We start from the raw sequence: 18,167 nt of genomic DNA, 5'->3' as shown, positions 1-18,167 counted from the left end.
CGGGAGCCGGGCTTTGGAGTTACGGCAGAAGCAGGACTTTGCCGGTGGTCCGGCGGCCTTCCAGGTCACGGTGGGCCTGGGCAGCTTCGGCCAAGGGGTAGGTTGCGCCGACCCTGACCGAGAGCGTTCCGTTGGCGGCGGCGTCGAAAATTTCGGCCGAGCGCCACCGGCGCTCGTGTGTATTCTGCACGAAGTGGGCCATGGTTGGCCTGGTCAAGGTCAAGGAGCCTCCGGCGTTCAGGCGCTGGGGATCGAATGGCGGCACCGGCCCGGAAGCGGCACCAAAGAGCACCATGGCTCCCCGGATGCGCAGGCTTTTGAGGGATTCGTCAAAGGTGTCTTTACCGACGCCGTCGTACACCACGTTGACGCCTTCGCCGTCGGTCAGTTCACGGACCTTGTGGGCGAAACTGTCGTAGCGGAGGACCTCGTCAGCTCCGGCCAGCCTGGACAGCTCGGCCTTTTCGTCGGAGGAGACGGTGGTAAGCACGCGTGCCCCGCGGGCCTTCAACAGCTGGGTCAGCAGGAGGCCAACGCCTCCGGCCCCGGCGTGCAGCAGGACGGTGTGTCCCGGCTCCACCCGGAAGGAGGAGTTCATCAGGTAATGCGCTGTGATCCCTTGCAGCGGAAGGGCAGCTGCAGTGTGGTCGTCGACGCCGTCCGGAACCGGAAGCGCTTTCGCTGCATCCACGAGAGTGTAGTCGGCGTAGGTGCGGGACCCTTCAGCCGTGGCAATACGGTCGCCAACGGCAATGTCCTCCACGCCCTCACCCACCGCCTCCACCGTGCCGGCGGCTTCTGCGCCGGGGGTGAAGGGGTAGTCAACCTTGTAGGTTCCGTTGCGCTGATAGGTTTCGATGAAGTTCACCCCGGCAGCTGCGACCTTGATCAGCAACTGGCCGGGACCGGGGGCTGGTGCTTCCACGGAGGCGTATTCGAGGACTTCAGGTCCTCCGGGCTGCTTTGCGACAATGGCGTGCGTCATGGTGGCTCCTCACTCCGGGGCGGTCCTTCCGGTGCCCGGTTTCAGAATCCATCCTAGGGAGGTTGGGGCCTCCCATGTCGAACGGCTAGCGGCGTCCGTGCGTCGAAGCCACGGGACAGTCGAAGCCGCGGCCTGCTGCGAGGCCCACCTCGTTGAGGTAGCTGACCACGATCCCGTACGACTGCATGAGCGTGGTTTCGGTGTAGGGGATCGAGTGCTTGGCGCAGAATTCCTTCACGATGCCGGCGGCCTTGTGAAGGTGCGGACGTGCCATGTCCGGGAACAAGTGGTGCTCTACCTGCCGGTTGAGTCCGCCCAAGAGGAAGTCCATGAAGCGACCGCCGGAGATGTTGCGGGAGGTCAGGATCTGGCGGTTAAGGAAGTCCACGCGGCTGTCCTTGGGAAGCACGGGCATGCCCTTATGGTTGGGGGCGAAGGATGCGCCCATGTAGAAGCCGTAAACCATGATCTGGACGCCGAGGAAAGCGAACGCCATTCCGATGGGCAGGAAGGTGAAAGCCAGCACCGGCAACGCCGTCAGGCGTGCCACGAGGATGGGGGTTTCCACCCAGCGGTGCCGGACCTTCTGCTTGCCGAAGACAAAGCGGATGGAATCGAACTGCAGGCTCAGGCCAAGCAAGGTCAACAGCGGGAAGAAGAACCAGCCTTGCCGGCGCGTGAGGAATGCCAGGCGGCCCTTGCGCTCGGCCGCGGCGTCCTCGTAGAACACCAATGCGTTGTTCCGGATGTCGGGGTCCTTGGAAATGACGTTGGGGTGATTGTGGTGGGCGCCGTGTTTCTGTTCCCACCATGAGTAGCTGATGCCCGCAACGCCGGTGGCCAGGAGACGCGCCGACCAATCGTTGGCGCGGCGGGAGGCAAAGATCTGCTTGTGTCCGGCTTCGTGGGCCAGGAAGCTCAACTGCGTGCAGAGAATCCCGACGGCCGCGGCAATGAGGAGCTGGTACCAGGATTCGCCAATGAGGGCGAAGCCGAGCCACGTGCCGGCCATGAGCAGTATCAGGGCTACGAAAACCCAGATATAGAAGCCGCTGCGGCGCTCAAGGAGTCCTGCGGACTTGACGCTCTTGAGGAGCTCTGAGTAGCTCTGAACGACGGGATTTGGCTGAATTGCGCGTGCTTTGGGGCGCTCAGCGGTGGACGTGGGTGCCATTTATATGCCCCGTATCACTAACGGGCAACGCTGCAGCCGACGTTCGGACTGCACGGTCTGGATCACCCTCCACTAAGCATACGCGCAATGTCCTAACAAATGTGACAGCTCACATTAGGCATGCATAAATATCGGACAGTATGAATATTCTTGCTGTATAGTGGAGTCATGACTATTTCTGTTGCCGTCTCCGGTGCCAGCGGCTACGCCGGGGGAGAAGTGCTGCGCTTGCTCGCGGGCCATCCGAACGTCACCATCGGTGCGATCACGGCGCACAGCAACGCCGGTTCCAGACTAGGGGAGTTGCAGCCGCATCTCCATGGTTTGGCCAGCCGGATCCTTGAAGACACCACGGTGGAAAACCTGTCCGGCCACGATGTGGTGTTCCTGGCCCTTCCCCATGGCGCTTCCGCAGAGATCGCCGCCCAGCTGCCTGAAGGCACCGTAGTGATCGACGCCGGCGCGGACCACCGCCTCCAGGACGCCGCGGCGTGGGAAAAGTTCTACGGCTCGGACCACGCGGGCACTTGGCCTTACGGCCTGCCGGAACTGCCGGGGCAGCGTGAGGCGCTCAAGGGCGCCACCCGCATCGCAGTCCCGGGCTGCTACCCGACGTCGGCCCTGCTCGCCTTGACGCCCGGGTTTGCCAAAAATCTCCTCCTGACGGACGACGTCGTCATTGTCGCCGCGTCAGGCACCTCGGGCGCCGGCAAGGCAGCCAAAGTCAACCTCATTGGCAGTGAAGTCATGGGTTCCATGAGCCCGTATGGCGTGGGTGGCGGTCATCGCCACACGCCGGAAATCGAACAAGGCCTGTCCAATGCCGCGGGCGAGCCGGTCACGGTGTCCTTCACGCCCACCCTCGCCCCGATGAGCAGGGGCATCCTCACGACGGCGACCGCAAAGGCCGGGCACGGCGTGACGTACGCCGAACTCCGGCAGGCATGGGCAGATGCCTACGACGACGAGCCGTTCGTCCACCTGCTGCCAGAGGGCCAGTGGCCCACCACCAAATCGGTGCAGGCTTCCAACCATGCCGTCATGCAACTGGCGTTTGACCAGCACACAGGCCGCGTGATCGTGACCTGCGCTATCGACAATCTCACCAAGGGGACCGCCGGCGGCGCCGTGCAGTCCATGAACATTGCCCTCGGCCTGGATGAAACCGCCGGCCTGAACCTGCAGGGAGTAGCACCGTGACAATTACCGCCCCCAAGGGATTCCGCGCCGCTGGCGTCACAGCCGGCATCAAGGCATCAGGCAACCCGGACCTCGCCCTGGTCGTCAACGACGGACCGTCGAAGGCAGCCGCTGCTGTGTTCACCTCCAACCGCGTAGCGGCCGCTCCCGTGCACTGGTCCCGCCAGGTGGTCAGCGACGGCCGTGTGGACGCCGTCGTTCTGAACTCCGGGGGTGCCAACGCCTGCACCGGACCGCAGGGTTTCCAGAACACCCACGCAACCGCGGAGAAAGTGGCTGACGTGCTGGGAGTCTCAGCTTCCGACGTCGTGGTTTGCTCTACTGGCCTGATCGGCGAGCAACTGCCCATGGACAAAATCCTCCCGGGCGTCGAAGCGGCCGCCAAAGAGCTCAGCGAGGACGGCGGTCCCGCTGCGGCCACGGCCATCATGACCACGGACAGCGTTTCCAAGGAAGCGGTTTTCACGGGAACCGATGCTGAAGGCAAGCAGTTCACCGTGGGTGGCATTGCCAAGGGTGCCGGCATGTTGGCACCAGGCTTGGCCACCATGCTGGTGGTCCTGACTACGGACGCCGAGGTGCCTGCTGACGAGCTCGACGTCGTCCTCCGCGACGCAACGCGCGTCACCTTTGACCGTGCCGACTCGGACGGCTGTATGTCCACGAACGACACTGTGGTGCTGCTGGCATCCGGGGCCTCCGAAGCCCTGCCTTCCACCGAGCAGTTGAGCGAAGCCGTGACTCGGGTCTGCGCCGAACTGGCCCGCAAGCTCATCGGCGACGCCGAGGGCGCCAGCCACGACATCGCCATCCGCACCTTCAACGCTGCCAGCGAACGGGACGCCGAAACCGTCAGCCGGTCCGTTGCCCGGTCCAACCTTTTCAAGGCCGCCATCTTTGGCAAGGACCCCAACTGGGGCCGTGTCCTCTCCGCTGTGGGAACAACGGACGCCGTGTTCGAAGCTGATCAACTCAACGTCGCCATGAACGGCGTCCAGATCTGCCGCAACGGCAGCATCGGCGAGGACCGCAACCTGGTGGACCTTGAGCCGCGCGAAGTGCTGGTCGAAATCGACCTGCAGGCCGGCGACGCCGAGGCGACAATCTGGACCAATGACCTCACGCACGATTACGTGCATGAGAACAGCGCCTACTCAAGCTGAGCGGAAAACGATGACTGCGCACACTCGGGAGACCACGTCAATGAGCGACGCCCAGGACAAGGCCGGGACACTGATCGAGGCGTTGCCGTGGATCCAACGCTTCGCCGGGACCACCATGGTGATCAAGTATGGCGGAAACGCCATGGTCAATGACGAGCTGCGCCGTGCCTTCGCTGAGGACATCGTGTTCCTCCACCACGTGGGCATCCACCCCGTGGTGGTTCACGGCGGCGGCCCCCAAATCAACTCCATGCTCAGCCGGCTTGGCATTGAATCCGAGTTCAAGGGAGGCCTCCGGGTCACCACGCCCGAGGCCATGGACGTAGTCCGCATGGTCCTCACCGGCCAGGTAGGCCGCGAACTCGTCGGCCTCATCAACTCCCACGGACCGTACGCCGTGGGCATGTCCGGCGAGGACGGCGGCCTGTTGCGCGCCGTGCGCACCGGCACTGTTGTTGACGGTGAGGAAGTGGACCTCGGCCTGGTGGGCGAGGTTGTCGGCGTTGATCCCGCAGGTATTAAGGACATTCTCGACGCCGGTCGCATCCCCGTGATTTCGACCGTCGCTCCCGAAATCCTGGACACGGGAGACGGTACCGGCTCTACCACCGGCCAGGTGCTCAACGTCAACGCGGACACCGCCGCCGCAGCCGTTGCTTCTGCCCTGGGCGCCACCAAGCTCGTCATTCTGACCGACGTCGAGGGCCTCTACGCCAACTGGCCGGACAAGTCCTCGCTGATCTCCTCGCTGACCGCCACCGAGCTCCGTGAAATGCTGCCTCGCCTGGAGTCCGGAATGATCCCTAAAATGGCCGCCTGCCTCAAAGCAATCGACGAAGGCGTGCAGCGCGCCCACATCGTGGACGGCCGCCTGGCCCACTCCATGCTGCTGGAAACCTTTACGACCGCGGGTATCGGCACCCAGGTAGTACCCGACGAGGAAGTGAACGCATGAGTACCGAACTGAGCCATTCCGCCGAAAGCCGCAGCAGCGATGGGGGGCCGGGTGTGGTCGGGCACCGCGATGGGCCCACTGCCGCCGGGGTCCCCGTCCGAGCTGGCGAGGGCGGGGGGCGGCTGGGGACGGGCGGGGCCCCCATCGCTGCGGAGGCTGCCGCAACCACCCTCGTTACCCAGAGCTCGGGAGCTGACTGGCTTGCCCGTTACTCGTCCTCGCTCATGGGCGTCTTCGGCACTCCGCAGCGTGTCCTGGTCCGCGGCGCCGGTTGCCTGGTGTGGGACGCCGATGGCAAGGAATACCTTGACCTCCTCGGCGGGATCGCCGTCAACGCGCTGGGCCACGCCCACCCGTTCGTCACGTCGGTCATTTCAAGCCAGCTCGCCACTCTTGGCCATGTGTCCAACTTCTTTACGAGCCCCACGCAGATCGCGCTCGCCGAGAAGCTCCTGGCGATCTCCAACGCTCCCGCGGGTTCCAAGGTGTTCTTCGCGAACTCCGGCACGGAGGCCAACGAGGCCGCGTTCAAGCTCGCCCGCCGGAACAACTCCGACGGCAAGCGCACCAAGATCATCGCACTCGAAGGTGCTTTCCACGGACGCACCATGGGCGCTTTGGCGCTCACGGCCAAGGAAGCGTACCGCGCCCCGTTCGAACCACTGCCCGGTGGCGTGGTCCACATTCCGTTCGATGACATCGAGGCGTTGCGTGCCGCCGTCGACGATTCCACCGCAGCCGTTTTCCTGGAACCCATTCAGGGCGAAGCGGGCGTCCGGCCCCTCAGCCCCGACTACCTGCAGGCGGCCCGCGAGGCCACCACGGCCGCAGGGGCGTTGCTCATCCTGGATGAGGTCCAGACCGGCATCGGCCGCACCGGCAAGTGGCTGGCCAGCGAGGATGCAGGCATCGTGCCCGACGCCGTCACGCTCGCCAAGGGCCTCGGTGGCGGCTTCCCGGTGGGTGCCTTGATCACATTCGGAAGTGCGACGTCGGCCCTGCTCACCGCCGGACAGCACGGCACCACTTTCGGTGGGAACCCGGTGGCCACGGCCGCCGCGCTTGCCACGCTGCACGCGATCGAAAGCCAGGGTGTCCTGGAAAACGTCCAGGCTGTGGGGGAGTACCTGCGTCAGGGCTTGGCGGCGGTGGAAGCGGTCACCGATGTCCGCGGCGAGGGCCTGCTGATCGGCTTCGATGTGAACGCCGACATCGCACCCGCTATGGTGACGGCAGCTTTGGATGCCGGCTTCATCATCAACAGTCCGGGACCGCGGACCATCCGCCTCGCACCTCCCCTGATCCTGACCACCGGGCAGGCCGACCGATTCCTGTCAGCTTTGCCCGCCTTGATCGCCACGGCTACCGCCCAAACCGCTAAGGACGCACAGTGAGCACGTTAACCACCCGCCACTTCCTCAAGGACACGGACCTGAGCCCTGCCGAGCAGGCCGAGGTCCTGGACCTCGCCGTCAGGATGAAGGCAGCGCCGTACAGCGTGCAGCCCTTCGCCGCGGAGGGCAACGGCCGCAAGACCGTTGCCGTGATCTTTGACAAGACCTCCACCCGCACGCGTGTTTCCTTTGCCACCGGCATTGCGGACATGGGCGGCAACGCCCTGATCATCAACCCGGGTGAAGCGCAGATTGGCCACAAGGAATCCGTGGAAGACACCGCGAAGGTCCTGGAGCGCATGGTCTCAACCATCGTGTGGCGCACCGGCGCCCATTCCGGCCTGGTGGCAATGGCGGAGAACTCCAGCGTGCCCGTCATCAACGCACTCTGCGACGACTACCACCCATGCCAGCTCCTGGCCGACCTCCTGGCCGTCAAGGAGCACAAGGGCGAACTGGCCGGACTGAGCATGGCCTATCTGGGGGACGCGGCCAACAACATGGCCAACTCCTACCTGCTGGCCGGAGTGACCGCCGGTATGCACGTCCGCATCTCCGGCCCCGAAGGCTACCTGCCGGCTCCGGAAATCGTGGCAGCAGCCGAGGAGCGCGCCGCGGAGACCGGTGGTTCCGTCCTGATCACCAGTGACGCCGCCAAAGCACTCAACGGCGCCGACGTCGTGGCGACGGACACGTGGGTTTCCATGGGCCAGGAAGCCGAAAAGGAAGCCCGGTTGCAGCTGTTCCGCGACTACTCCGTGGATGAAGCTGCAATGGCGCAAGCCGCTCCGGACGCCGTCGTTCTTCACTGCCTTCCTGCTTACCGCGGCTACGAGATTTCAGCCGGCGTCATCGATGGCCCGCAGTCGATCGTGTGGGACGAGGCCGAGAACCGCCTGCACGCCCAGAAGGCACTCATGGCGTGGCTGATGCACCGCTCGGGGCTTGCCTTCGTCGATGGTCTTTCGCCGGTTGAAGGCACCGGGCAGAGCACGTTCTAGTGTCCACCAATCCGTCCGTGCCGGGCGCAAGCCCAGCCACCAAGACTGCCCGCCAGGCGCGAATCACCGCGATCCTGACGGGTGAGTCCGTGCGTTCCCAGGCAGAGCTTGCAGCTCTGTTGGCGGACGACGGCGTCCAGGTCACCCAGGCCACCCTGTCCCGCGACCTTGTGGAACTAGGTGCCGTGCGGGTGCGTGGAAAGGATGGCGCATTGGTCTACGCCGTGCCGGGCGAAGGCGGCGACCGCAATGCCAAGAGCGGGGTCACCCAGGAAATCCTGGACGCACGGCTCTCCAGGCTCTGCGGGGAACTGCTGGTGACGGCGGAAGCGTCCGGCAACATCGTCGTCCTGCGCACGCCTCCGGGCGCGGCGAACTTCCTGGCACTCGCCGTCGACCACTCCGTGATGCCGTCCGTATTGGGTACGATCGCAGGCGATGACACTTTGCTGCTGGTCGCACGGGACCCCGACGGCGGGGCGGAACTGGCGGCCAGGTTCCTGCGGATGGCCGAAGAAGCCGGCCCGGGCAACTAACTGCTTTACACAGTATTGATTCAGCAGCATCTAATTCACACAGCATTGATTCGAATGAACCAAGCAACAACAAAGGAGCACTCTCGTGACTGAGCGCATTGTTCTGGCCTACTCCGGTGGCCTTGATACGTCCGTAGCCATTGGCTGGATCGGTGAAGCCACCGGCGCCGAGGTCATCGCTGTGGCCGTCGACGTTGGACAGGGCGGCGAGTCCCTGGAGACCATCCGCCAGCGCGCCCTCGGTTGCGGCGCCGTCGAGGCTTACGTCGCTGATGCCCGCGACGAGTTCGCCAACGAGTACGCCATGCCCACGCTGAAGGCGAACGCCCTCTACCAGGGTCACTACCCGCTGGTTTCGGCGATCTCGCGTCCGGTCATCGTCAAGCACCTCGTGAAGGCTGCCCGCGAGTTCGGCGCCACCACCGTTGCCCACGGCTGCACCGGCAAGGGCAACGACCAGGTCCGCTTCGAAGTGGGCATCCAGACCCTTGGCCCGGACCTGAAGTGCATCGCACCGGTTCGCGACCTCGCCCTGACCCGCGACAAGGCCATCGCCTTCGCCGAGGAAAAGGGACTGCCGATCGAGACCACCAAGAAGAACCCGTACTCGATCGACCAGAACGTCTGGGGACGCGCCGTCGAAACCGGCTACCTCGAGGACATCTGGAACGCACCCACCAAGGACATTTACGACTACACCGCCACCCCGGAATTCCCGCCGGCACCGGATGAGGTCATCATCTCCTTCCAGGCCGGAGTGCCGGTAGCGATCGACGGCGTGAAGGTCACCCCGCTGCAGGCCATCCAGGAACTGAACCGCCGTGCAGGCGCCCAGGGCGTTGGCCGCATCGACGTCGTCGAGGACCGCCTGGTGGGCATCAAGTCCCGCGAGATCTATGAAGCCCCGGGTGCCATGGCGCTGATCACCGCCCACAAGCACCTTGAAGACATCACCATCGAACGCGAGCAGGCCCGTTTCAAGGCCACCGTTGGCCAGCGCTGGGCAGAGCTGGTCTACGACGGCCAGTGGTTCTCCCCGCTGAAGCGCTCCCTGGATGCCTTTATCGAGGACACCCAGAAGTACGTTTCCGGTGACATCCGCATGGTCCTGCACGGTGGCCAGGCAATCGTTAACGGTCGCCGCTCCGAGACGTCGCTGTACGACTTCGACCTCGCCACCTACGACACCGGCGACACCTTCGACCAGTCCATGGCACGCGGCTTCATCGAGCTGTGGGGCATGTCCTCCAAGGTTGCTTCCGGCCGCGACCTGCGGGTTGCGGGCGAGTAATGACGTCGGCAACAAACGAAGGCGCACTGTGGGGTGGGCGGTTCGCCGGCGGCCCTGCGGATGCGCTGGCCGCACTGAGCAAGTCCACGCACTTTGACTGGCGGCTGGCCCGCTACGATATCGCCGGTTCCAAGGCGCACGCACGCGTGCTCGCCAAGGCCGGACTGCTGGATGACGCTGAGCTTGAAGGCATGCTCGCTGCCCTCACCCAGCTGGACGAGGACGTCGCCAGTGGCGCCTACCTTCCCGCTGAGAGCGACGAGGACGTGCACGGTTCACTGGAGCGTGGGCTGATCGAGCGTGCCGGCACCCAGTTGGGCGGCAAGCTTCGCGCCGGCCGTTCGAGGAACGACCAGGTGGCTACCCTTGGCCGCATGTTCCTTCGGGACCACGCGCGCATTATTGCCCAGGGAGTGCTGGCCACGGTTGACGCACTGGTTGAGCAGGCGAAGGCCCACCACGGTGTCGCCATGCCTGGCCGCACACACCTGCAGCACGCCCAGCCGGTCCTTCTGAGCCATCACTTGCTGGCCCACGCCTGGGCTTTGCTGCGCGATGTGCAGCGCCTCCAGGACTGGGACAAGCGGGCCGGTGTTTCGCCGTACGGTTCGGGTGCGTTGGCCGGTTCGTCGCTGGGCCTGGACCCTGAGGCTGTTGCCGCGGACCTGGGGTTCTTCTCGGCCGTGCACAACTCGATCGACGGCACCGCTTCCCGCGACGTCTTCGCCGAGTTCGCCTGGGTCTGCTCCATGATCGGCGTGGACCTGTCCCGGATCTCCGAGGAAGTCATCTTCTGGGCCACCAAGGAGTTCTCCTTCGTCACGCTGCACGACTCGTACTCCACCGGGTCATCGATCATGCCGCAGAAGAAGAACCCGGACGTTGCCGAGCTCGCACGTGGCAAGGCCGGCCGCCTCATCGGCAACCTGACCGGGTTGCTGGCGACGCTCAAGGGCTTGCCTCTTGCATACAACCGTGACCTTCAGGAGGACAAGGAGCCTGTGTTCGACGCTGCCGACACCCTGGAGCTGCTGCTCCCGGCCGTGTCCGGCATGATCGCGACCCTGAAGTTCAACACTGAGCGGATGGAATCCTTGGCTCCCCAGGGCTTTGCGCTGGCCACGGACATCGCAGAGTGGCTGGTCCGCCAGGGCGTGCCCTTCCGTGAAGCCCACGAGCTCTCCGGTGCTGCTGTCAAGCAGGCCGAAAGCCGTGGCGTGGAGCTGTGGGACCTGACGGACGAGGAATACGCGGCGATCTCAGAGCACCTTACTCCCGAGGTTCGCAGCGTGCTCAGCACCGAAGGCTCGCTCAACAGCCGCAACTCCCAGGGCGGCACGGCACCAGCCGCCGTCGAACGCCAATTGGCGGCCCTGGAAGCGGAACTGGAGGCAGCCCGTTCTTACGCAGGCTAGACACTGAACACTCCTGTGGGATGGCACATCCTGTGCTGTCCCACAGGTGTTTAAGCGTGCGTTAGCATGGCGCTATGACTCAGATCACCCCTGGGGCGTTGCCCGCAGAGCTTCACAAAGCCGCCGGCACCGTCACCCGCCTCCTCGCCAAACTGGACGACGCCTCCGTCGCTGGCCCATCCCAACTCCCCGGTTGGACCCGCGGCCACGTGCTGGCGCACATCACCGGAATCGCCAACGCGATGGCCCGCCAACTCGACTACGCACGGCGCGGCGAGAAGATCGAACTGTACGACGGCGGCATGGATGGCCGTAACAAGGCAATCGAACTTGCGGCGGGACACAGCCTGGCCCAGCACACGGAGTCAGTCACCAAGGCCGTGGAGTCCGCGGTTGCGTCGTTCGATGCCTTGGAACCCGACGATTGGCAAGCTCCCATCACCTACCGTGACGGGACAGTGTTCGACGGCGGCCAGGCACTGTGGCGCGAACTGACCATCCATGCGTCGGACCTGGGCGTGGGCTTCGGACCAGAGACGTGGAGCCGGCCGTTCTGCGAACACCTCATCGGGTTCCTGGCGGCCCGTGTTCCGGGAGAGTACAAACTGGTACTCCAACCCACGGGCCTTCCCCAAATCAGCATCGGCGGTGGCAGTACTTCCATCGCCATCACCGGAATGCTGACGGACATCGCCGCGTGGCTCGCCGGCCGCGAACCCAGCCTCGGAAGTCTGCGCGCTACCGCAGCCGCTGACGGTGTAGAGCTGCCCGAGCTCCTGCCCTGGCCCGCGGCCCAGCCAGCCACGCGCTAACCCGGGCGCTCGCTCACGTCCCGGATGCTTGGGCCGGGCGCTCTCTCACATCCCGGATGCTTGGGCCGGGCGCTCGCTCACGTCCCGGACGTTTGGGCCGGGCGCTCTCTCACATCCCGCCCGCTAACCGCTGACGCTCTCTCACTTCCCGGCGGCTGAAACAGGGCGCTTGGCCGCGGCCCGCCACAGATGCATGGTCGCGTAGGAGCGCCACGGGCTGACTTCGCTGAAATCGGTGCTGAGCCCCGAGCGAGTCGGCAGGACTTTCAATCCGTTCCGCACCGCGGCGTCGTTGGCAAGGAAGACGTCAGGGGCGCCCAGCACACGCATGGCAACATACCCAACCGTCCATGGCCCCACGCCGGGGAGCGGGAGCAATTTGCGTTCAAGGCTTTCAAAGTCGTCGCCGTACCCAAAATCGAGTTTCCCCGTAGCCATGGCTTCACTGGCGGCCATGATCGAGTCGATCCGGCGCTGGGGCCCGCGAAGCAGTACCCGACCCTTGTCGGCGAGTTCCGCCGTCGTCGGAAACAGCCTCTCCAGTCCCGGACCGGCCCCTTCGATGGTTGAGCCGGCCGCGGAGAGCTGGGTCAGCGCGGTGCGGGCGGCAGCCACAGTGATCTGTTGACCGATCATTGCCCTCACCAGGAGTTCCTCCGGGTCGACAGCTCCAGGCATCCGGATACCGGGAATCGTTGTGACGCTGGCCGCGAGTCGCGGGTCCGCTGCGAGGGCATCATCGATCGCCCGCGGATCAGAGTCCAGGTCGAACAGCCTCCGGACACGGCTCAGCAGGGTGGGGAGGTCATGGAGGTCTACAGCGCTGGCGTTGAGCTGCAACGGCTTGACGGGTGAGGACGGCTTGTAGGAAACCGAGAACGACGCGGTACTCCGAGGGAGGCGCAGGGTACGTCCATAGGTCCTGGTTCCGTCCCCGGAGGTGCTGGCATATTCAATGCCTGGAATGGCACGAACGGCCAGAAAGTCGAAAATCCCGGGATCGAACGGTTCCCTGTAGGGCAGGTTCAGCGTCAGTGCCGCGGGAGCTCCGCCCGGCGACGTCCCAGCACGCCAGCGGTGCACGGACTTTGCGCCGGTGGCGCGCAACGCCGTCGGGGTCATCGCGAATACTTCGCCGATCGTGTCGTTGAATTGCCGCACGCTGTTGAAGCCGGACGCAAAGGCCACATCCGCGAGCAGCATGTCAGTGGAAACCAGCAGCGTCCTGGCTGTCTGGGCCCTGCTTGCCCGGGCCAGGGCGAGTGGACCGGCGCCCAGTTCCTGGCTGAGGATGCGGTTGAGTTGCCGTGCCGAGTAGCCCAGACGGTGGGCAAGGCCGTCCACGCCCTCGCGCGTGATGACGCCGTCGTTGATCAACCGCATTGCCCGGCCGGCGATGTCCGAGCGGATGTTCCACGCAGGTGTTCCGGGGACGGCTTCAGGGAGGCAGCGTTTGCACGCGCGGTAGCCGGCCTCGTGCGCTGCAGCCGAGGTCTCATAGAACGTGACGTTTTCGGCCTTCGGCGTCCGGGCGGGGCACGACGGTCGGCAATAGATGCCGGTGGAGCTGACGGCAGTAAAGAATTGACCGTCGAACCGGATGTCGCGGGCGTCAATTGCCCTGTAGCGCTGCCAGAAGTCCATGGCTCCATCCTGCCAGCGGAACTGGACCACTGCTAGCGGAAATCGGACATGGCCGTTGCGGCGACTTTGCTAGGGTCTGGGCATGAGCCAGTCCGTGGAGAACTACATTCTCGAGCCAGCCGAGGTCCGCGAATTCCTCGCGGGAGATCCGCGTGCCATCGCTCCGCTGATCCTCGGCGCCGTCCTGACGCACCACTCCGAAGCCGGTCCTGTTTCGGTCAGGCTTACGGAGGTGGAGGCGTACATGGGCCCACGGGATTCGGAACACCCGGATCCCGGATCGCACACCTTTGGCGGCCCCACGCCACGGAACGCACCCATGTTCGGCCCTGCGGGGTTTCTGTACGTCTACTTCACCTACGGCATGCATTACTGTGCCAACATCGTCTGCGGTCCCGACGGCGCTGCTTCCGCGCTGCTCCTGCGGGCAGGCGAAATTGTGGAAGGAGAAGGGCTGGCAGCCCTCCGGAGGCCGGCGTCCAAGGCTCACAAAGACCTGGCCAGCGGACCTGCCAGGCTCGCTTCGGCGTTGGGACTTACGACGGCGGACACTGGACGTGACGCGCTCGCGGAACCGTTCAGCCTCTGGTTGCCCAGGACCCCTACGGCCGCGGTGGCCAGCGGGCCGCGGGTGGGGGTTGCCGGGCCGGGAGGAAGCACTGACTATCCGTGGCGTTTCTGGATCGAGGATGATCCCACGGTCTCGCGTTACAAGGCAGCTAAGGCTCGTAACCGCACGCCTGCTACCTGACGTCATCCGCCAGGTGACTTCAACCCCGCACGTTTACCGAAATCGCTGTAGAATGGCAGGTCTGTCTTTTGCGATAGGGGTTACGGTTCGATGCACGACGCTGATTTGGTCCACGAGCAGGAATATGTGGCTGGGCTATACGCCCGGCTCGATGAGCTGCGCGCAGAAAAGCGCGAGCAGCTGGCGCAAGTGCGCAAGACCGGCGCAGTGGGAACCATGCAGAACGTTTCCGAACGTGACGCCTTCGCGGCACTGTACGAAGACCGCCTGGCCCAGCTCGACGCCGTCGACGACCGCCTGGTGTTCGGCCGGCTGGATCTGGACTCCGGAGAAGCCCAGTACATCGGTCGCATCGGCCTGTCCACGGCCGACCTTCAACGGCTCATGGTTGACTGGCGTGCTCCCGAGGCAGGCCACTTCTACCAGGCGACCGCCTTCGACCGCCAAGGTGTGCGCCGTCGTCGGCACCTGATCCTGCAGGGCCGGGACGTCAAGGCGATCGAAGACGACGTCCTGGACGCTGGTCTGCTGGCCGACGACGAGTCCCTCCAAGGTGAGGGTGCCCTCCTGGCGGCGCTGAATTCCAAGCGCACGGGCCGCATGTCCGACATCGTAGGTACCATCCAGTCGGAGCAGGACAGGATCATCCGTTCCTCCATTTCCGGAGCGCTTGTGGTTCAGGGCGGACCGGGTACTGGCAAGACTGCCGTCGCCCTGCACCGTGCTGCCTACCTGCTGTATACGCATCGGGATCGCCTCAAGAGCGCCGGTGTCCTCCTGGTCGGGCCGTCGTCGTCGTTCATGCACTACATCGAACGCGTGCTGCCCTCGCTGGGTGAAACCGGCGTGGTCATGGCCAGCCTGGGTCGCCTGATGCCGGGCATCAACGCCGTTCCCGAGGAAGACGCGGACGTTGCTGCCCTCAAGGGCAAGCTGGACATGGCCAAAGTTGTTGCCAACGCTGTTGCCAACCGGCAGCGGACCCCCGCCGAAGACCGCATCCTGGAAGTTGATTCGCGGAAACTCACCCTAACGGTCCGCCAGGTACGGCGCGCCCGGGAAAAGGCGCGGGCAACGGGCAAGCCGCACAACGAAGCCAGGCTCACATTCGTCAAGATCCTCCTTCGCGAGCTCACCGAGCAGTTGACGGACCTCGTCGAAGAATCGAACATCGGCAACAACGCTGACCGCGCCTACCTTGCCGAAGACGTCCGCTCCGCACGCGACGTCCGTATCGCCTTGAATCTTTGCTGGATGCCGATGACCCCGGAGAAACTCATTTCCGAACTGTTCAGCAAGCCCGCCATCCTTGAGGCCTGCACGCCGAACCTTTCGCCGGAGCAGCGCGCACTCCTGCAGCGGCCCGTTGACGCCCCGTGGACCGAAGCGGATGTTCCTTTGCTGGACGAAGCGGCCGAGTTGTTGGGTGAATTGGACCCAGCCGCCGGCAGGGGATTGGCCCAGCAGGAAGCAGATCGTGCCCGCGACCTTGCCAACGCCAAGCAGACCCTTGCCAACATGGAAGCCATGGGCGTGGACGTCCTGGTGACCGCAGAGGAGCTTGCCGAGCAGAACCAGGAGCGCGAGGGCCGCCTCACGGCAGCCGAGCGTGCCACCAGCGACCGTTCATGGGCCTTCGGCCACATTGTGGTTGACGAAGCCCAGGAGCTTTCACCTATGCAGTGGCGGCTCCTGGTGCGGCGCTGCCCGCTCAAGTCATTCACCATCGTGGGCGACATCGCCCAGACGAGCGCAGCGGCCGGTGCCAATTCGTGGCAAAGTGCCCTGGCGCCGTCGTTCGGTGACCGCTGGAGGCTTGAAGAACTCACGGTCAACTACCGCACTCCGTCGCAAATCGCCGAGGCTGCCGTCCGGATGGCTAATCGGGCGGGTCTTGTGGTCTCGGCCCCCAAAGCCGTTCGCGAAGGCAAATGGTCGCCCATTGTCGATCACGTCGAGGCCGACGGAATCGTCCCGCGCCTGGTTGAGGTCCTGCCGGAGGAAGTGGAAGCGCTCGACGGCGGTCTGCTGGCAGTCATAGCCGACGGGCCCCTGCTTCCCCAGGCCACCGCTGCCTTGCGGGAAGTCTACGGACGCCGTATCGGCACGGGTGCCGGAAGCTACGAGCAGGACATCGTCGTGATCAGCCCCAAGGAAGCAAAGGGCCTGGAATTCGACGGTGTTGTAGTCCTGGAACCGGCTGCAATGCTGAACCATGAACACGGCAAGGTGGGGGACCTCTACGTGGCCATGACCCGTGCCACGCAGCGCCTGCGCCTCATCGCCGCTGCTCCGGTACCGGCCGGCATCGAGCGCTAGGAAATTCACGGGCTGCAATCCTGCTAACTTAGATCTCGTGTCACACGTAAACAACCTCGAGTCCCAGCACAACGATCCCGCCTTTGCCAACGTCTGGCAGGAGCTCCAATGGCGCGGCCTTGTCCACGTTTCCACTGATGAAACGGAACTGGAAAAGCTGCTCGCCGGGGACCCGATCACGTATTACTGTGGCTTCGACCCCACCGCACCGTCACTGCACCTTGGCAACCTCGTGCAGTTGCTGGTGATGCGTCGCCTTCAGTTGGCCGGACACAAGCCGCTCGGCCTGGTGGGCGGATCCACCGGCCTGATCGGTGACCCCCGCCCGACGGCGGAACGCACCTTGAACACCAAGGACACCGTTGCAGAGTGGGTCGGCTACCTTCAGGGCCAGGTCCGCCGCTTCCTGAGCTTCGAGGGCGAAAACCCGGCCCGGATGGTCAATAACCTTGATTGGACCGCCCCGCTGAGCGCCATCGATTTCCTGCGTGAAATTGGAAAGCACTTCCGTGTGGGCACCATGCTCCGCAAGGACGCTGTCGCCTCACGACTGAACTCGGACGAGGGCATCAGCTACACCGAATTCAGCTACCAGATCCTGCAGGGCATGGACTACCTCCAGCTGTTCCGCGACTACGGCTGTGCCCTGCAGACCGGCGGCTCGGACCAGTGGGGCAATCTCACCAGCGGCACGGAACTCATCCGCAAGGTGGAGGGCAAGAGCGTGCATGCCCTGGGCACGCCGCTCATCACCAATTCGGACGGCACCAAGTTCGGCAAGAGCGAGGGCAATGCCATCTGGCTCGATCCCGAAATGTGCAGCCCGTACACGTTCTACCAGTTCTGGCTGAACACTGCGGATGCCGACGTCGTGGACCGGCTCAAGGTGTTCACGTTCCTTTCGCGGGCAGAGATTGAGGCGCTGGGGGAGTCCGTGGCGGAACGTCCCTTTGCCCGGGAAGGCCAGAAGAAGCTCGCCTACGAAGTCACCTCGCTGGTGCACGGTGTAGACGCGACCGAGAAAGTGATAGCCGCTTCGGCTGCGCTTTTTGGCAACGGCGACCTCACGGTTCTGGACGAACGCACCCTGGAAGCCGCCACTGCGGAGCTTCCCTCGGCAACCATCGGCGCTGACGGTTTGGGGATCATCGACCTCTTGGTTGCCTCGGGTCTCTCGGACAGCAAGTCCGCAGCCCGTCGGACCGTGGGCGAAGGCGGTGCCTACGTGAACAACGCCAAGGTTTCGGATCCCGACGCCGTCATCGGCCAGGACCAACTGCTTCACGGCCGGTACCTGCTGCTGCGGCGTGGGAAAAAGAACCTGGCCACGATTGAGGTTTTGGCCTAAATCCAGTCAGCAATCCAGCTCGAAAAGGGCCGGCAACCGTTATGGTTGCCGGCCTTTTTTGTGTTTAGGCCCCGTGGCCTTCGTTTCGGGTGGACGCTCTCTCATGTTCCGCCTGTTTCAGACCGACGCTCTCTCACGTTCCGCCTGTTTGGTGTTGACGCTCCTTCATGTTCGGCCGG

15 protein-coding genes are annotated in these 18,167 nt (G+C 64.7%); 12 read left to right on the top strand and 3 right to left on the bottom strand.

What is annotated here, in order from left to right; all coding sequences use genetic code 11:
* Positions 1-19 precede the first annotated feature (19 nt).
* Together ACNQOP_RS08290 and ACNQOP_RS08285 are read right to left on the bottom strand one after the other, a co-directional pair.
* Positions 20-985 (bottom strand): quinone oxidoreductase family protein, encoded by a 966-nt coding sequence (locus tag ACNQOP_RS08290; protein ID WP_416404100.1) that lies wholly within the window; start codon positions 983-985, stop codon positions 20-22.
* A gap of 85 nt (positions 986-1,070) precedes the next feature.
* On the bottom strand, positions 1,071-2,159 hold the full coding sequence (locus ACNQOP_RS08285; protein WP_235521867.1) for a fatty acid desaturase family protein: 1,089 nt from the start codon (positions 2,157-2,159) through the stop codon (positions 1,071-1,073).
* Positions 2,160-2,327: 168 nt separating this feature from the next.
* On the opposite strand from ACNQOP_RS08285, the gene argC reads away from it, so the two are divergent.
* From argC to ACNQOP_RS08240, 9 genes are all read left to right on the top strand, one after another.
* Positions 2,328-3,359 carry an N-acetyl-gamma-glutamyl-phosphate reductase gene (gene argC, locus ACNQOP_RS08280; protein ID WP_416404098.1) on the top strand — a complete coding sequence of 344 codons (1,032 nt, stop codon included), beginning with the start codon at positions 2,328-2,330 and terminating at the stop codon, positions 3,357-3,359.
* Positions 3,356-4,522, top strand: coding sequence for a bifunctional glutamate N-acetyltransferase/amino-acid acetyltransferase ArgJ (argJ, locus tag ACNQOP_RS08275; protein ID WP_257371076.1), 1,167 nt, complete (start codon positions 3,356-3,358; stop codon positions 4,520-4,522). Before argC ends, argJ begins: the two co-directional genes overlap by 4 nt.
* Positions 4,523-4,532: 10 nt before the next feature.
* The gene (argB, locus tag ACNQOP_RS08270; protein WP_235521870.1) at positions 4,533-5,477 is read left to right on the top strand and encodes an acetylglutamate kinase; all 945 of its coding nucleotides are present in this window, start codon (positions 4,533-4,535) and stop codon (positions 5,475-5,477) included.
* Entirely contained in the window at positions 5,474-6,871 is a 1,398-nt protein-coding gene (locus ACNQOP_RS08265; protein WP_416404097.1) for an acetylornithine transaminase, read from the top strand. Before argB ends, ACNQOP_RS08265 begins: the two co-directional genes overlap by 4 nt.
* Positions 6,868-7,872 carry an ornithine carbamoyltransferase gene (argF, locus tag ACNQOP_RS08260; protein ID WP_416404095.1) on the top strand — a complete coding sequence of 335 codons (1,005 nt, stop codon included), beginning with the start codon at positions 6,868-6,870 and terminating at the stop codon, positions 7,870-7,872. The genes ACNQOP_RS08265 and argF overlap by 4 nt, the downstream gene beginning before the upstream one ends.
* A complete protein-coding gene (locus tag ACNQOP_RS08255; protein ID WP_235521873.1) occupies positions 7,872-8,408 on the top strand; it encodes an arginine repressor in 537 nt (178 codons plus the stop codon). Before argF ends, ACNQOP_RS08255 begins: the two co-directional genes overlap by 1 nt.
* Before the next feature lie 85 nt (positions 8,409-8,493).
* Positions 8,494-9,699: an argininosuccinate synthase gene (locus ACNQOP_RS08250; RefSeq protein WP_235521874.1), complete on the top strand. Its 1,206-nt coding sequence runs from the start codon at positions 8,494-8,496 to the stop codon at positions 9,697-9,699.
* Positions 9,699-11,114, top strand: coding sequence for an argininosuccinate lyase (gene argH / locus ACNQOP_RS08245; RefSeq protein WP_416404094.1), 1,416 nt, complete (start codon positions 9,699-9,701; stop codon positions 11,112-11,114). The genes ACNQOP_RS08250 and argH overlap by 1 nt, the downstream gene beginning before the upstream one ends.
* Before the next feature lie 74 nt (positions 11,115-11,188).
* The gene (locus tag ACNQOP_RS08240; protein WP_284987813.1) at positions 11,189-11,926 is read left to right on the top strand and encodes a maleylpyruvate isomerase family mycothiol-dependent enzyme; all 738 of its coding nucleotides are present in this window, start codon (positions 11,189-11,191) and stop codon (positions 11,924-11,926) included.
* Between the two features lie 141 nt (positions 11,927-12,067).
* Here ACNQOP_RS08240 and ACNQOP_RS08235 read toward each other — a convergent pair whose 3' ends face one another.
* The gene (locus tag ACNQOP_RS08235) at positions 12,068-13,570 is read right to left on the bottom strand and encodes a DNA-3-methyladenine glycosylase 2 family protein (protein ID WP_416404092.1); all 1,503 of its coding nucleotides are present in this window, start codon (positions 13,568-13,570) and stop codon (positions 12,068-12,070) included.
* Positions 13,571-13,652: 82 nt separating this feature from the next.
* On the opposite strand from ACNQOP_RS08235, the gene ACNQOP_RS08230 reads away from it, so the two are divergent.
* The 3 genes from ACNQOP_RS08230 (at position 13,653) to tyrS (ending at position 17,988) form a co-directional block, all read left to right on the top strand.
* Entirely contained in the window at positions 13,653-14,321 is a 669-nt protein-coding gene (locus ACNQOP_RS08230; protein ID WP_416404091.1) for a DNA-3-methyladenine glycosylase, read from the top strand.
* A gap of 90 nt (positions 14,322-14,411) precedes the next feature.
* Entirely contained in the window at positions 14,412-16,640 is a 2,229-nt protein-coding gene (locus tag ACNQOP_RS08225) for an ATP-binding domain-containing protein (protein ID WP_416404090.1), read from the top strand.
* A gap of 37 nt (positions 16,641-16,677) precedes the next feature.
* Entirely contained in the window at positions 16,678-17,988 is a 1,311-nt protein-coding gene (tyrS, locus tag ACNQOP_RS08220; RefSeq protein WP_416404089.1) for a tyrosine--tRNA ligase, read from the top strand.
* Positions 17,989-18,167 lie beyond the last annotated feature (179 nt).

Origin of the sequence: Arthrobacter sp. LFS091, assembly GCF_047977885.1 — a bacterium.
GTDB lineage: Bacteria > Actinomycetota > Actinomycetes > Actinomycetales > Micrococcaceae > Arthrobacter.
This window is presented reverse-complemented; position numbering and strand designations above follow the sequence as displayed.

Bases quoted from the DNA above. Each gene is read 5' to 3' on its own strand.
- ACNQOP_RS08230 (WP_416404091.1), top strand. From the start codon at position 13,653: ATGAGCCAGTCCGTGGAGAACTACATTCTCGAGCCAGCCGAGGTCCGC.
- ACNQOP_RS08265 (WP_416404097.1), top strand. From the start codon at position 5,474: ATGAGTACCGAACTGAGCCATTCCGCCGAAAGCCGCAGCAGCGATGGG.
- argH (WP_416404094.1), top strand. From the start codon at position 9,699: ATGACGTCGGCAACAAACGAAGGCGCACTGTGGGGTGGGCGGTTCGCC.
- argC (WP_416404098.1), top strand. From the start codon at position 2,328: ATGACTATTTCTGTTGCCGTCTCCGGTGCCAGCGGCTACGCCGGGGGA.
- ACNQOP_RS08235 (WP_416404092.1), bottom strand. From the start codon at position 13,570: ATGGACTTCTGGCAGCGCTACAGGGCAATTGACGCCCGCGACATCCGG.
- argB (WP_235521870.1), top strand. From the start codon at position 4,533: ATGACTGCGCACACTCGGGAGACCACGTCAATGAGCGACGCCCAGGAC.
- ACNQOP_RS08285 (WP_235521867.1), bottom strand. From the start codon at position 2,159: ATGGCACCCACGTCCACCGCTGAGCGCCCCAAAGCACGCGCAATTCAG.
- ACNQOP_RS08240 (WP_284987813.1), top strand. From the start codon at position 11,189: ATGACTCAGATCACCCCTGGGGCGTTGCCCGCAGAGCTTCACAAAGCC.
- ACNQOP_RS08290 (WP_416404100.1), bottom strand. From the start codon at position 985: ATGACGCACGCCATTGTCGCAAAGCAGCCCGGAGGACCTGAAGTCCTC.
- ACNQOP_RS08225 (WP_416404090.1), top strand. From the start codon at position 14,412: ATGCACGACGCTGATTTGGTCCACGAGCAGGAATATGTGGCTGGGCTA.